12 protein-coding genes and 1 pseudogene are annotated in these 14,652 nt (G+C 63.4%); 5 read left to right on the plus strand and 8 right to left on the minus strand.

Annotated elements, in window-relative coordinates; translation table 11 throughout:
• Positions 1–186: 186 nt before the first annotated feature.
• From rph to F1609_RS30690, 3 genes are read right to left on the minus strand one after another with little or no spacing between them, the layout of a single operon-like run.
• Positions 187–915 (minus strand): ribonuclease PH, encoded by a 729-nt coding sequence (rph, locus tag F1609_RS30680; RefSeq protein WP_167081147.1) that lies wholly within the window; start codon positions 913–915, stop codon positions 187–189.
• A gap of 8 nt (positions 916–923) precedes the next feature.
• A complete protein-coding gene (locus F1609_RS30685; RefSeq protein ID WP_166880623.1) occupies positions 924–1,874 on the minus strand; it encodes a PP2C family protein-serine/threonine phosphatase in 951 nt (316 codons plus the stop codon).
• Positions 1,875–1,889: 15 nt separating this feature from the next.
• On the minus strand, positions 1,890–2,885 hold the full coding sequence (locus F1609_RS30690) for a serine/threonine protein kinase (protein ID WP_167081149.1): 996 nt from the start codon (positions 2,883–2,885) through the stop codon (positions 1,890–1,892).
• A gap of 99 nt (positions 2,886–2,984) precedes the next feature.
• Between F1609_RS30690 and F1609_RS30695 the strand changes: the two genes are divergently transcribed.
• Positions 2,985–3,872, plus strand: coding sequence for a YicC/YloC family endoribonuclease (locus F1609_RS30695; RefSeq protein WP_166880619.1), 888 nt, complete (start codon positions 2,985–2,987; stop codon positions 3,870–3,872).
• Positions 3,873–3,890: 18 nt separating this feature from the next.
• On the opposite strand, the gene F1609_RS30700 is transcribed toward F1609_RS30695, so the two are convergent.
• Positions 3,891–5,321 (minus strand): MFS transporter, encoded by a 1,431-nt coding sequence (locus F1609_RS30700; protein WP_167081151.1) that lies wholly within the window; start codon positions 5,319–5,321, stop codon positions 3,891–3,893.
• Positions 5,322–5,447: 126 nt separating this feature from the next.
• Here F1609_RS30700 and F1609_RS30705 point away from each other — a divergent pair, with 126 nt between their 5' ends.
• The 4 genes from F1609_RS30705 (at position 5,448) to F1609_RS30720 (ending at position 9,678) form a co-directional block, all read left to right on the plus strand.
• Entirely contained in the window at positions 5,448–6,278 is an 831-nt protein-coding gene (locus tag F1609_RS30705; RefSeq protein WP_167081153.1) for an AraC family transcriptional regulator, read from the plus strand.
• A 187-nt stretch (positions 6,279–6,465) separates the two neighbouring features.
• On the plus strand, positions 6,466–7,113 hold the full coding sequence (gene gmk / locus F1609_RS30710) for a guanylate kinase (protein ID WP_167081155.1): 648 nt from the start codon (positions 6,466–6,468) through the stop codon (positions 7,111–7,113).
• Between the two features lie 32 nt (positions 7,114–7,145).
• A complete protein-coding gene (gene rpoZ, locus F1609_RS30715) occupies positions 7,146–7,349 on the plus strand; it encodes a DNA-directed RNA polymerase subunit omega (RefSeq protein ID WP_054264095.1) in 204 nt (67 codons plus the stop codon).
• Between the two features lie 79 nt (positions 7,350–7,428).
• Positions 7,429–9,678 carry a RelA/SpoT family protein gene (locus F1609_RS30720; RefSeq protein ID WP_167081157.1) on the plus strand — a complete coding sequence of 750 codons (2,250 nt, stop codon included), beginning with the start codon at positions 7,429–7,431 and terminating at the stop codon, positions 9,676–9,678.
• A gap of 144 nt (positions 9,679–9,822) precedes the next feature.
• Here F1609_RS30720 and F1609_RS30725 read toward each other — a convergent pair whose 3' ends face one another.
• The 4 genes and pseudogenes from F1609_RS30725 to greB form a co-directional block, all read right to left on the minus strand.
• A complete protein-coding gene (locus F1609_RS30725) occupies positions 9,823–10,320 on the minus strand; it encodes a biliverdin-producing heme oxygenase (protein WP_229422150.1) in 498 nt (165 codons plus the stop codon).
• A gap of 151 nt (positions 10,321–10,471) precedes the next feature.
• Positions 10,472–12,502 (minus strand): TonB-dependent receptor, encoded by a 2,031-nt coding sequence (locus tag F1609_RS30730; protein ID WP_167081159.1) that lies wholly within the window; start codon positions 12,500–12,502, stop codon positions 10,472–10,474.
• Positions 12,503–12,629: 127 nt separating this feature from the next.
• Positions 12,630–13,970, minus strand: a pseudogene (locus F1609_RS30735) (DUF3422 family protein).
• 23 nt (positions 13,971–13,993) lie between these two features.
• Positions 13,994–14,557, minus strand: a complete 564-nt coding sequence (gene greB / locus F1609_RS30740) for a transcription elongation factor GreB (protein ID WP_167081161.1) — start codon at positions 14,555–14,557, stop codon at positions 13,994–13,996.
• Positions 14,558–14,652: the final 95 nt, after the last annotated feature.

Below are 14,652 nucleotides of genomic sequence, written 5' to 3' on the forward strand. Positions count from 1 at the left end.
TAGGAGGATGGACCGGCTATGCCAGCGAAGCAAAACCGGGACCGATCACCATGCTGCATGGGCTACAGCGCTTCGACAGCATGGTGCACGGCTGGAAACTTGCAAAAATGTGGGCATAGCATAGCGCGAAGGCGGGGACGACGGCTAAAAGGACGTAGGGTCAAGGATGCACTACCTGGCCGCAGCTTACAAACCGAGGCTTTTCTTCTGCAAGGCGATAATGTCCGCAATCCCGGCCTGCGCCAGATCGAGCAAACGGTTCATCCCCGCGCGATCAAACGCGGCGCCTTCGGCCGTGCCCTGCACTTCGATAAAGTGCCCGGCTTCGGTCATCACCACGTTCATATCCGTGTCGCAGCCCGAATCTTCGACATAGTCAAGGTCCAGCACCGGCATGCCCTTGTACACGCCGACCGAAATCGCCGCCACGAAGCTCTTCACCGGCACCTTAGGAATCGCCCCGCTGGCCGCCAGTTTACTGAACGCGTCATACGCGGCCACCATGGCGCCGGTGATCGACGCCGTGCGCGTGCCGCCATCGGCCTGGATCACATCGCAATCGAGGTTCAGGGTACGTTCCCCGAACGCTTCCAGGTCGAACGCGGCGCGCAGCGAGCGGCCGATCAGGCGCTGGATCTCTTGCGTGCGGCCACTCTGCTTGCCGCGTGCCGCTTCCCGGTCCATGCGCGTGTGGGTCGAACGCGGCAGCATGCCGTATTCGGCCGTCAGCCAGCCCTGCCCTTTGCCCTTCAAAAAGCCCGGCACCTTCTCTTCGATGCTGGCCGTGCAAATGACCTTGGTGTCGCCGCACTCGATCAGGACCGATCCTTCGGCATGCTTGGTGTACTGGCGCGTCAGGACGATGTCGCGCAGCTGGTCGACGGCGCGGCCGCTCGGACGTGATTCAAATGTCATGTATTACCTTACTTGAGTACTTGGGATGATTTTTCAATGGCGTCGCGGATCTCGGCAATCGCCTTTTCGATTTCGTCGTCGTTGAAGGCGTCGATTTCGAGCGGCTGTTCCGGCTCCGGGGCGCTCAGGATGGTGGTGCTGACCAGGTTCTCGGGCAGCATCATGGTCGAAATGACCGCCGCGCTGCCGTCGGTGTTCACGCCCGCCGTTTCCACTTCGGGCGAGCCTTGCCACATGATCGCCAGCGCGGTCGTGTTGTCGCAGGTGTCGCCGCCAATGGTGATCGCGGTGCTGATCATGTCGGGAATGGCGCGCACGATGGTCTGGGTCGAGAGGCGATGGACAATCTCTTCGTCCGGCAGCATCGACCACAAACCGTCGGAGCACAGCATGACCACGTCGCCCGTCAACAGGCTGACCTGGCGCGAGACTTCGATCTTCGGCAGCGAACTGGCGCCGATGCAGTTATACAGCTTGTTGCGGTCCGGATGGGTTGCGCGTTCGGCCGGATCGGCCAGGCCCTGGGCGATCAGGTGCTCGATGTGCGAGTGGTCGCGCGTGCGGCCCAGAATCTGCCCGCGGCGCAGCCAGTACAGGCGCGAGTCGCCGCAGTGGGCCCAGATCGCGGTGTTGTGCTGGATCAGGCAGGCCACCACCGTGGTACGCGGCGTGTCGGGCATGTTGTTGGCGATGCGGTAGCGATGGATTTCATCGTGCGCTTCGAGGAACGCCTCTTCAAGAAAACGCTCCGGCTTGCGTACATACGGCGTGGCGTGCTGCTGGAACATGCTCGACATGGTTTGCAAGGTGATGGCGGCGGCCATTTCGCCACGCAGGTGGCCACCCATGCCGTCCGCCAGGACCAGCAGCAGCGCGTCGCGCGTGAAGCTGTATCCCATCCGGTCCTGGTTGACCTTGCGGCCGCCGAGCTGGCTTTCCTGATAAACGGAAAATTGCATAATAGTCTTTCTGGATCAGGTTTTTTTATCGTTGATTTTTTTGCGGCCGAAACTACCCAGGCGGTCGACCAGGCCGCGTACCTGGCCGCCGATCTTCTCGAGCCCGCGCGGCGCTTCCGGCTTCTTGGGCGGCGGCAGCGCCAGTTCCTTTTGCAGCGCGAACAGGCTTTGCGGACGCGCCAGCGGGTCCATGTCGAGGCAGTTCTTGACCATGCTGATCAAGGCCGGCGAAAAGCTGCCTTCGAGCTTGGCGTAATAGCCCGGCATCTTGTCTTCGGTCTTGCGCTGGTCGGCCGGCTGCGGCGGCGCGCCGGCCATGCAGGCGAAGATGGTCGCGCCGATGCTGTAAATATCCGACCACGGTCCCAACGCCGCCGTCTTCGAGTACAGGTCCGGCGGGGCGAAGCCCGGGGTGTACATCGGCGTGAGCTTGGGAATGTCGGCGTTGATGGTCTGGCGCGCGGCGCCGAAGTCGAGCAGGATCGGCGAGCCGTCGGTGCGCAGGTAGATGTTGGCCGGTTTCAGGTCCAGGTGCAGCAGCTTGTTGGCGTGCACTTCGCGCAGGCCGCCGCACACGCCCAGGAAAATCTGGCGGATGAAGGCTTCCGACAGGCGGCTGCCCTTGCTGCCGAGGCGGGCGATGTGTTCCTGCAGCGAGTGACCCGATTCGTACCCCATCACCATGTACACGGTGTCGTTGGCGCGGAAAAAGTTCAGCACCCGCACCACGTTCGGGTGGGAAATCAGCGCAAGCGCCCTGCCCTCCTCGAAAAAGCACTTCAGGCCGATGCGGAACACGGGCAGGTTGGGCGGCGAAATCACCGGCACCAGCTCGCCAGGTTGCCGCAAAGCGAGGGAGCTCGGCAGGTACTCTTTGATGGCGACCGCGTTCCCCTCGGCGTCATAAGCGAGATATACAATACTGAACCCACCGGACGCAATTTTCTTTACAATGCGATATCCGGCAATTTCAAGTCCATCGGGCAGGGGGGCGTTATTTTGTGCAGCCATCAGAGTGTGTTCCTTGCTTAACACGGCGATTGTGTGGATAAATCACGGCTTTGTAAAGAAAAGATAAAAATACCGGGGACTCCATTGAGCATTTCTAGCATGACAGGTTACGCGGTGGCCACCAGCGAAGGCGCGGCGGGCACCCTTACAATTGAAATCAAGAGCGTTAATTCGCGCTTTCTGGACCTGCAGTTCCGCATCAACGACGAGTTGCGCGCGCTTGAACCGGACCTGCGCGCCGCGATCATGGCCGCCATCACGCGTGGCAAGGTCGAGGCTCGCCTCTCTTTCGGGCGCAAGGTCGCCGGTGGCTCGCAGGCGCTCAACGCGGCCATGCTGGCCGATCTGGCGCGTCTGCAGAACGAAGTGACCAAGCATTTTGTGTCGGCGCCGTTGATGACGGTGGCCGAGCTGCTGCGTTGGCCCGGCGTGGTCGAGGAAGCCCAGGTTGGCCAGGAATCGCTGCAGGCCGACGTGGCCGCGCTGACCGCCACCACCGTGGCGGCCTTCGTCGACAGCCGCCGGCGCGAAGGCGCGGCGCTCGAAGCGATGCTGGTCTCGCGCATCGATGCGATGGATGTCATCGTCAAGCGCATCACGCCGCTCATTCCGCAGGTGATCTCGCAGTTCCAGCAAAAGGCGGTCGAGCGCATGCAGGATGCATTGGGCCTGGCCGGGCACGGCACGCCATCCACGCTCACGCGCCAGGAAGCGTTCGAACGGATCCGCCAGGAAGTGACCCTGTACGGGATCCGGATCGATGTATCGGAAGAATTGTCGCGCTTGTCGGCGCACCTGACCGAGACGCGCCATATCCTCAAAAAGGGCGGGCAGGTCGGCAAACGGCTCGACTTCATGATGCAGGAACTGAACCGCGAAGCCAATACCCTGGGCGCCAAGGCATCGGTCAAGGAACTGGCCGATGCGTCGATGGAATTGAAGCTCCTGATCGAGCAGATGCGCGAGCAGGTGCAGAACCTGGAGTAGCCCGGCGCGCCGCTTCTCTTAGCTTTGTTCCAGCTTGCGCAAGGTCAGGGAAGCGAGCGCGGCAAGCGCACTCAGCGCCGCCGTGGCGAGAAAGGCGGCGTGATAGCCCTGCAGTTGCGCCAGAGCAAGAACATCCGCCGAGTTTCTGGCCACCGTATGCGCCAGCGTCGACAGGCCGGCGATGCCGAGCGCGGCGCCAAGCTGGCGTGCGGTATTGAACAGTCCTGACGCCAGGCCGGCTTCCTTCGGCGGCACAGCGGCCAGCGCCGTATGGGTTGCCGTCATCAGCATCAGCCCCAGTCCCAGGCCGATCAGCAGTGTAGGCCCGAGCACATCGGCGACGTAATTGGCGTCGAGCGGCAGCCTGGCCAGCCAGGTCAGGCCGGCGGCGCTGATCATGCCCCCGAAAAAGGGCAAACCCCGCACGCCGCAATCCATCAAGGGCCGCGACACGATCGCCGCGATCGCCAGCGTGATCCCCATCGGCAGCAGCGCCAGGCCCGTGTCGAGCGCGTTATAGCCAGCAATCTGCTGCAGCACGATCGACAGGAAAAAGGTCGACGCGGTCAGGGAAGCGCCCAGGCCAAGCACCACGATATTCCCCATGCGCACGCTCGGCAATCTGAAGATATCGAGGCGGATCAGCGGGTGCGCCGTCCTGGCCTGGATGACTACAAAAGCGGCCAGCAACAGCGCCGCCGTAAGCAGTATGCCCTGCACGGTACGGGAATCCCAGCCCAGATTGACCGCTTGCGAGATCCCCAGGATCAGGGCGCCCATTCCCAGCGTAATGCTGATGGCGCCCCACACGTCGAGCTTGGGCCGCTGCGTGCCGGCCCTGGCCGGCTGCATGCACAAGGCCACGCCGGCGATCAGGGCGAGACCGATCGGAACGTTTACGAACATCACCCAGCGCCACCCCATCCCCGCCGTCAATACGCCGCCGATCACGACACCGATGGCCGACGCAATCGCGCTCGACGCCGCCCACAGCGAGATCGCCTTGGCCTTCGCCGGGCCGGTTGGATAGACCGCGACGATCACGGCCAGGGTGGAGGTCGCCAGAGCCGAGGCGCCAAAGCCCTGTACCGCGCGCGCCACCAGCAAGGTGGTGCCACTGGTCGCCAGGCCGCCCACCAGGCTGGCCAGGGTAAAGATGGCCAGACCCGATTGCAGGACGCGCTTGCGGCCGTACAGGTCGCTGGCACGCGCCGCCAGCAGCATGAAGCCGCCGAGGCTGAGCAGATAGGCGTCGACCACCCATTGCAATTGCAGCCTGGAGAGATGCAAATCGGCCTGCATCGACGGCAAAGCCACGTTCACGATGGCGCCGTCCATGACCACCATGAAGGAGGCAACGCACGCAATGAAGACGGCGACCCACAGCGGAATGTGGGGATGAATCAGGGAAGGTGCTGCGACAGCAGACACCGGAGCGGACGCACTCATGAACAACTCCTGTTGGGCTTGGTTGAGAAATAGGGAGGACACCATGTCCTGTCACAGGCAACAGTATTGGACAGCAGCCGCAGACACTGATAACGTTGTTTGGACAAAATATAATGAGATCCGGCCATGTCAGTTTCAGATGAACAAACCACCGCTCCTGCCAATATCAGCGAGCGCTGCGACGGACCCGCGCTGGTCGCGATCCGGGGCGAGGACAAGGCCGGCAATGAATTCCGTCTCGGCACGCGCGAATACGATTGGCATACCCATGTGCGAGGACAGGTGTTTTGCGTGGAAAGCGGCCTGGTACACATGCGCACCGTCCATGGTTCCTGGTTGTCGCCGCCGAATCGGGCCGGCTGGATACCGCCCGGTGAGGCGCACAAGGTCAGCGTCAACGGCGCGATGAGCGGATGGAGTTTGTTGATCACACCCGAAGCGGCCCGCGAACTGCCCAGGCATCCCTGCGTGATCGGCATCAGCGAACTGATGCGTGCGCTGGTGCGGCGTGCGGTCTCCTGGTCCGCCCAACACACGCTGGAAGCGGAACAGGAGCGCGTGATCGCGGTATTGCTCGACGAGATGCGGCATGCCCCGCATGAAGCGCTGCATTTGCCGATGCCGCAAGACCGGCGCCTGCTGCGCATCACCAGCGCCATTTTTGACCAGCCGAAGGATGACCGCACGCTCGACGCATGGGCGAGCTGGGCCGGACTGTCGGCCCGTACGCTGAGCCGCCTGTTCCGCTCCGAGACCGGCATCAGTTTCGCCCAGTGGCGCCAGCAAGCCCGCTTGACGCATGCGCTGGAACGCCTGGCGCAGGGCGAAGCGGTGGCCGTGGTGGCCGATGCACTGGGCTATGCCACGCCCAGCAATTTCATCGCGATGTTCCGCCGCAGCTTTGGCGATTCGCCGGCGCGCTATTTTGCCAATCGCGCAGGCGCCACGTTTGGCTGAAGCTGCGGGGCGGGAAAAGCGCTTGCCGCAGGACCGGTCCCGTCAGGCGCTTGACGTATATCTTCAACGCCTGAAGGCCGGCCTGTTTGGTAAAATGAACTCTTTGCGTGCGTTTCAGTCGGTCGCATCGCGACTCGCGGCAGCCCATGCGCTGCCCATACTACGCATCGTCACACGAAAGCACACTATGCCAATCACCATTGCCGGCTTTTCCGGCAGCCTGTTCGTCGTCGCCGCCCCCTCCGGCGCCGGCAAATCGACCCTGGTCAACGCGCTGCTGGCGCAGGAACCGGGCATCAAGCTGTCGATCTCGACCACCACGCGCCCTCCCCGCCCAGGCGAGCAGGATGGCCGCGAGTACCATTTCACCACCGCCGAGGACTTTGTCGAACGCGCCGGCCGCGAGGAATTCCTCGAATGGGCCGAAGTGCACGGTAATTACTACGGCACCTCGCGCCTGATGGTCGAAAAGGAAATGAAACTGGGCACCGATATCCTTCTGGAAATCGACTGGCAGGGCGCGCGCCAGGTGCGCAAGCAGTTTCCGGACGCCGCCGGCATCTTCATTTTGCCGCCCTCGATCGCCGCACTTGAAGAGCGCCTCTACAAGCGCGGCCAGGACGAAGAGAACGTCATCACGCGCCGCCTGCTGGCCGCCGGCGGCGAGATCGCTCACGCTCCCGAGTTCGAGTATGTTATTATCAATGAAGAGTTCAACGTCGCCTTGTCAGAGATGAGCGCGATTGTCAGAGCGACACGCAGCCGTTTTGCACAACAAGCTGCGCGTAACGCCTCGCTATTTGCCCAACTGGGTATCCATGCGCAACAATCGTGACACGGCACACACCGTCATATTGAGGAAAATACATGGCCCGCATTACCATTGAAGATTGCTTGAAGCACATCCCTAACCGCTTTCAACTGACCCTGGCCGCAACTTATCGCGCCCGTCAGTTGTTGCAAGGCCACACTCCGAAGGTGGAAGCCAAGGACAAGCCAACCGTTGTCGCCCTGCGTGAAATCGCTGCCGGCAAGGTCGGTATCGAGATGCTGAAAAAGGTTCCGATGTAATTAGTTATTTCGTGCCCGAACGGTGTCAACAAGCCATCCTGATTTACTTTTTTCACATTTCGGCTGATTGACTTTGCGTATGAATCTGACTCCTCCGGATACGACACTCTCAGGCACACCCAAGACCCGGTCTGCGCGCGCCGCCACCAAGGCGCAAGAGGCCGAGGTCCCTGTCGCTCCCGTTCCGGGCGTGGCATCGGTCTCGCACTTATCGGCCAAGCTCTCCGAGTACCTCACCCCCTCCGAACTCAAAAAGGTCAAGGAAGCGTATCGTTTTTCCGACGAGATGCACCTTGGACAAGTCCGCAAGTCGGGCGAACCGTATATTTCCCATCCCATCGCCGTGGCTGAAATCTGCGCCGACTGGAAGCTCGACGCCCAGGCCATCATGGCCGCGCTGCTGCACGATGTGATGGAAGACCAGGACGTCAAGAAGGATGAGCTGATCGAGCGCTTCGGCGCCCCCGTCGCCAGCCTCGTCGATGGCCTGTCCAAGCTCGAAAAAATCGAATTCCAGACCCTGATCGAAGCGCAGGCGGAAAACTTCCGCAAGATGCTGCTGGCCATGGCGTCCGACGTGCGCGTGATTCTCATCAAGCTGGCCGACCGCCTGCACAATATGCGCACGCTCGAGCACATGACGCCGGCCAAGAAGCGCCGCATTGCGTCGGAGACCATGGAAGTGTACGTGCCGATCGCGCACCGCCTGGGCCTGAACAATATTTACCGCGAATTGCAGGACCTGGCGTTTTCGCACCTGTACCCGGTGCGTTACCGCACCCTGTCCAAGGCGGTCAAGGCGGCGCGCGGCAACCGCCGCGAAGTGGTCAAGAAGATCCTCGAATCGGTCAAGAGCACCCTGGCCACGGCCGAGCTGCCGGCCGAGGTGTACGGGCGCGAAAAGACCCTGTACGGCATCTATAAGAAGATGCGCAGCAAGCATCTGTCGTTCTCGCAGGTGCTCGATGTGTACGGTTTCCGGGTGGTGGTCGACAGCTTCGCCAATTGTTACGTGGCGCTGGGCACCCTGCACGGCCTGTACAAGCCGATGCCGGGCAAGTTCAAGGATTACATCGCGATCCGCAAGCTCAACGGCTACCAGTCGCTGCACACCACCCTGATCGGCCCGTACGGTACCCCGGTCGAGTTCCAGATCCGCACCCAGGAAATGCATCGCACCGCCGAGTCCGGCGTGGCGGCGCACTGGCTGTACAAGAATGGCGAAGCGAACCTGTCGGACTTGCAGCAGAAAACGCACGCCTGGTTGCAGTCGCTGCTCGACATCCAGCAGCAGACCGGCGACTCGGCCGAGTTCCTGGAGCACGTCAAGGTCGACCTGTTCCCGGACTCGGTGTACGTGTTCACGCCGAAGTCGAAGATCATCGCCCTGCCGCGCGGCGCCACGGCGCTCGACTTCGCCTACACGATTCACACCGGCATCGGCGACCATACGGTGTCGGTCAAGATCAACAACGAGCCGGCCTCGCTGCGCACCGAGTTGCGCAATGGCGACATTGTCGAGATCGTGACCAATCCGGATTCGAAGCCGAGCCCGACGTGGCTGGCGTTCGTGCGCACCGGCAAGGCGCGGTCGGCGATCCGCCATCATCTGCGCACAATCAACCTGAACGAGTCGGTCGAACTGGGGCGCGAGTTGCTGGCGCAGGCGTTGACCGCCCTGAATATCCAGCCCGATCTGCCGGAACCGGCGGTCGAGAAGCTGCTCAACGAATCGTCGGCCAAGTCGATGGATGAGCTGTATGCCGACATCGGGATCGGCAAGCGCATGGCGGCACTGGTGGCGCGGCATATTTTCGGCCTGGTCGATGACGACCTGGTGAGTTTGCCGGCCAATCCGAACGCCACCCCGGGCGAGCTCGATCCGGTTACCATTTATGGCAGCGAAGGCGTGTCGGTGCAGTTGGCGCCGTGCTGCCTGCCGATTCCGGGCGACCAGATTATCGGCCAGCTGCGGCGCGACCAGGGCTTGATCGTGCATACCAGCGATTGCGCCAGCGCCAAGCGCCTGCGCGGCAAGGAGCCGGACCGCTGGATCGCCGTGCAGTGGGGCGGGGAGTTGAACCGCCGCTTCGACTGCCGGATCAGGCTGCTGATCAATAATGAAAAAGGCATCCTGGCGCGCGTGGCGGCCGAGATCGGCGAGTCCGATGCGAACATTTCGTATGTGGGCATGGACGAGGATGAAGAACACGTCATGACGCAGCTGCGGTTTACGATCCAGATCAAGGACCGCGTGCATCTGGCGCATTTGATCAGGAATCTGCGGCGCGTGGTCGGGGTGACCAGGGTGGAGCGGGAGCGCAATTAAAGTCGCTTGGCCGTACGTCAGCCGTACTTCAGCTGCGCCGAATGTGTCGCTGGCCTTCTGCGCTGACTTTGAAACCGTCATTCCCGGCCTGGGCGGCCCCCTTGGCGGGAATGACGGTTTGGCGTGTAGCGAAAGGTCTTAAAGCTACCGCATCGCCAGAATCCGGTCAAACGCATCACACGCCCCCCGGCACGCGTCCGCAATCTCCCCTTCGCTTTTCACGTTTTCCCTCAGCGCCAGCATAAAGTTGCGCCAGCGCGGGCCCGGGCCTTCCGCGCCACTGCGCAGATAGCGCAGCGGATGCGGCGCCAGCGGTCCCGCCAGGCGCTGATACAGCACCGCCCCGCCCAGTTGCGACCCTTCGATCACGTAGGTCACGCCCCAGCGGTAGGCCACGCTGGCCCCATCCGGCCACACGGTATGGTCCGCCGGCCGCGCATCGGCACGCACCGCGGCCAGCGCCGGATCGGCCAGGTCGGCATCGATCAGCGCCACCCGCGCCACCGCCGGCAAACCCGGCTCGCCCTGCGGACCATCGGCGTAATGCCCCAGCCACGCCTCCAGGGGCGCCAGCCAGCGCCGCAGCATGGACAAATGGTCGCTGTAATGCTGCAAGCCGGCGTCCGGCCGGGCCAGCGGCATGCCGCTGTCGAGCACGGCGTGACGGTCGGCCGTGGCAATGCGCAGGGCGCTCAGGGCGTCGCCAAGCGCGCGGTTGGGATGTTGGTTAATGGACTATTCCTGTTCTGTAGGGCATTTTCCTCCAGTCTATCAGCCTTGCCGCGCGCACGCCTTAAAACGCCGAACTGAGGGTCAGCCGGAACGAGCGCGACTCGGTCGGATGGAAATGGATGTCCTCCACCGCCTCGTCTTCCCCTTGCAGGCGCGATTCATAGAAATAATCGATCGCCGAACTGCGCCGGTTGGCCAGGTTAAAGCCTTCCAGTTCGAGCTTGAGGCGCTTGCCCAGCTTGTAGCCGATGCGCCCGTTCAAGGTGGTCGTCGAGCGCGAGCGCACGCCGTTGTCTTCGATCAACGGACGCGGACCGAAATAGCGCAGCTGCAAGGCACCGAACCACGGCCCCAGGTTGTCGAGCGCCAGCGCCAGCGAGGCGACGCCCTCCACCGCGCCGGGAATGCGCCGTCCGGCCGCATCGGCATTCCTGAAACGCGCACGCGCGAACGCCACGTCGGCGTCCACGCTCATGTACGCGTTCGGCTTGTAGTAATTGGAAAACTCGAACCCGCTGCGGCGGCTCGGCCGGCCGGCCTCGGTGGTGCCGGCGTCGCCCACGAACACCAGTTCCGAATCGACATCGAGCTGGTACACCGACAGCGAACTCTGCAACCCTGCAAGTGCTTCGGTGCGCACGCCCACTTCAACGCCCTTGGCCTTGACCAGCGGCGTCACGCGCTCGCTGGCCTCGCCGCTTTTCGGATCGGTGCGGATGGTGGTGCCGCGCGCATCGTTGCTGTGGAAACCGGTACCGGCGTTCAGATACAACTCGGTCTTGCTCCACGGGCCGAAGATCAGGCTCAGGGTCGGGCTGGCGCGGCTGGCGCTGGCGCGGCCGCTGTTCTCGGGCAGGATGCTGTCGACATCGAAACGATAGTGGTCGACGCGCACCCCGGCCACGCTGCGGAACATTGGCGTCCAGCGCGTGCTGTTGTCGTAGAACACGGCGGCGCTGGTTTCCACGATATGATCCTCGCGCGTGGTAGCGCGGCGCCGGCGCGCGACGGTGTCGTACAGGCCGTTGTGGATATTGTCGTTCTGGAACTGAAAGCCGACCCGGTGGCTGCCCCAGCGGTGCTCGGCGTTGACGGCGCTGGTAACGCGCCGGTCGGGCTGGCTGAACTGATCGCCGTTGACCGGATCGTCCAGGAAATACGTGAAGTTCGAATACAGTTCGAGCCGGTTGGCCACCACCGACGCATTGACCCTGGTCACGCCCGCCTCTGACGCGGCGTGCCAGCCGCCGGACAGGCTGTAGCGGCGAGCCACACCGCCGTCGCTGGCGTCGACCGTGTCGAAGCGCCCGAGGCGGCCGTCATCGACCGCGCGGCGCGGAATCTGGTCGCTGGCACGCCAAGCAGCGCGGTAAGCCATGGCGGTGACATTGACGCCCTTGGCGGCGTCGCCCTGGCTGTAGCGCAGCACGCCGTTGAGCTTGTTGAAATCGTCGCCGCGCGTAAACGGCCCGTCGTTATGGAACGATTCGAGCGCATACAGCAGCTTGCCATTGCCGACATTGGGCGAATCGGCCAGCAGCGCGCGCCGGTAGCCGTTCTGGCCCAGGCCGACGCTGGCGAGGCCTTCCGGCAAGGTGTCGGCGTAGCGCACCGCCAGCGCGCCGGCGGCGGCGAAGTCGCCCTCGTCGGCGTAGTACGGGCCCTTGCGGTATTCCAGCCGGTTGGCCAGTTCGGGAATCAGGAAGTTCAGGTCGGTCCAGCCCTGCCCGTGGGCGTGACTGCGCTGGTTGACCAGCATGCCGTCGACGGTGGTGCGCAGGTCGGTGCCATGGTCGAGGTTAAACCCGCGCAGGTAGAACTGGTTGGCCTTGCCTTCACCGCTGTGCTGGCTGACGATCAGGCCGGGCGTCGCTTCCAGCAATTCGCCAGGGCGGTACACCGAGCGCGCCGCCAGTTGCTGCTGGGTGACCACGCCCGCATTGGCCGAGTCGGCCACGCCGAGCTGGCTCACGCGCGAGGCTGCCACCACCACCTGGGGCACGGGTTCGGCGGCTTCCCCGGCGTGGACCAGGGCGGAGGCGCCCAGCAGCAAGGCGCCCAAGGGGCGGCGGACGAGTCGAAAATCATGCATGGATGGGCCTGTGATCGAAAAAGGGGCCGATGAGACAACATCGGAACTGATCTCTTATTCGTTCGCAAGCTGGTTTCGGATTCAACTGTCGGCCACGAACCCGCCATCGACATCATGATGAATGACGTCAGCGGCTCACATGGTGATGCATGCGCCGCAGCCCCAGCCACACCACGGCCAGCATCACCGGCATGGCCGCGCCGGTCAGCAGGTCGGGATTGAGCGGCACGCCGGCCGCCTTCATGGCCTTGCCGGCATACGCGATCAGTCCAATCGAGTAATACGAAATAGCCACCACCGACAAGCCCTCGACCGCCTGCTGCAAGCGCAACTACTGCGCCGCGCGGGCGTTGAGCGACTCGAGGATGCGGCGGTTCTGCTGCTCCTGCACGATGCCCACGCGCGTGCGCAGCAGGTCGTTGCTGCGCCCGATGCGCTCGGCCAGCGCCTGCTGGCGCCGCTCGGTCGACTCGCAGGTGTTCATGGCCGGGGCCAGGCGCCGGTCCATGAATTCGCGGATGGTCGGCACGCCCGGAATGCGCGTTTCGCGCAATTCGTCGATGCGCGCCTGCACCAGCCGGTAATACGCCTTCGAGGCGGCAAAGCGGTAGCTGTTTTCCAGCGCCAGCTTTTCCATGCGCGCCGCCAGCACCGTGATCTTGTGCAGCAATTCGCGCTCGTCATCGGGTGCGCCGGGCGTACCGGCCAGCGCACCCGGCAGCGCATCGCCACCATCGCTCATGCCGGCCGACAAGCGCGCCAGCTCGGCCTCAATGCCGTTGAGCACAGGCGCCGCCAGCTGCGCCTGCGGCAAACCAAGCAGCGCCATCATGCGGTAGGTTTCGATTTCCAGCACCCGCTGCACCAGCCGTCCGGCCTGCTGGTACTGCATGCCCAGGTCCTGGATCACCACCCTGCCGAAGCCGTCCGGCGCAATCGCGAAATCGGTCCACACCTTGGCGAAATTCTGGCTGTCGCTGCCAACCAGCAGGTTGCCGGCAAACACCTGGCGCATTTCGGTCAGCGAGGCGCTCACCTGCTGCAAGGTAACGTGGGTGGCGGCCATGACCTTGCCTTCCAGCGCCAGCAGCCATTCATCGGGAACATGGCGCAGCGGCACCTGCTCGAACGCGTGCTCGGGCGCGACCGGATGGGCGCGCCGTTCGGCGAAGGTGTAGGTCGAAAACTCGGTGTGCGACTCCCATTGCAGGCGAAAGCTGCCGAAATCATGGAAGAAGTAGCGCGCTTCCGGATGTGGCGGAGCCACCCCGAAATGCTGGCACAGGCCGGCCAGCAACTGGTTTTGCGAGGCCAGCTGGTGCGCCTCGGCGTCGTCCTCGTGGCGCGCGTACACGGCCAGGTGGGTCAGGGTTTCGGGGCCGTTCAGGCGCAGCGAGGGGCGCGAATGGACTTCGGCGGCCAGCGGTATTCGGAGTGCGTGGTTGAAAGTGGCATGGGAAATCGACATCGGCAACTCGCTAAAATGAAAAATCAGTCCGCGGCGGGGGCCGGATAGTGCACGCTGAGCACTTCGAGCTCGTCGGGACCGAGCGGCGTCTGCAGGGTGATCAGATCGCCTTCCCTGGCCTTGGTCAGCGCGCGCGCCACCGGCGAGACCCAGCTGATCTTGCCGTTCAGCGGATCGAGCTCGTCGATGCCGACGATGGTCACGGCGTGCTCCTCGCCCGCGCTGTTGCAGTAGGTGACAGTGGCGCCGAAAAAGATCTGGTCGTTGCCATGTTGAACGCTCGGATCGACCACGGCGGCCGAATCCATGCGCTTGGTCAGGAAGCGGATGCGCCCGTCGATCTGGCGCAGGCGCCGCTTGCCGTAAATGTAGTCGCCATTTTCGGAACGGTCGCCGTTGGACGCCGCCCAGTGCACCACCTTGACCACCTCGGGCCGCTCGACGTCGATCAGTTGCAGCAGCTCATCCTTGATGCGCTGGTAGCCGGCCGGGGTGATGTAATTCTTGGCGCCCGCAGGAATTGCTTGCGCGAGCGCAATGGCTTCCTCGTCGTCGTTATCCGATTCTTTGACAAATGCTTTATTCATGCGGTCCATTGTAATGGCGCGCGCGCATCCTGTCCGGGCGATACCCGTTTTTGGCGCAGGCAATCTTTTCACGTATCATGAAATCAAAGGGAGGA

Source organism: Massilia aquatica, assembly GCF_011682045.1.
GTDB lineage: Bacteria > Pseudomonadota > Gammaproteobacteria > Burkholderiales > Burkholderiaceae_D > Telluria_A > Telluria_A aquatica.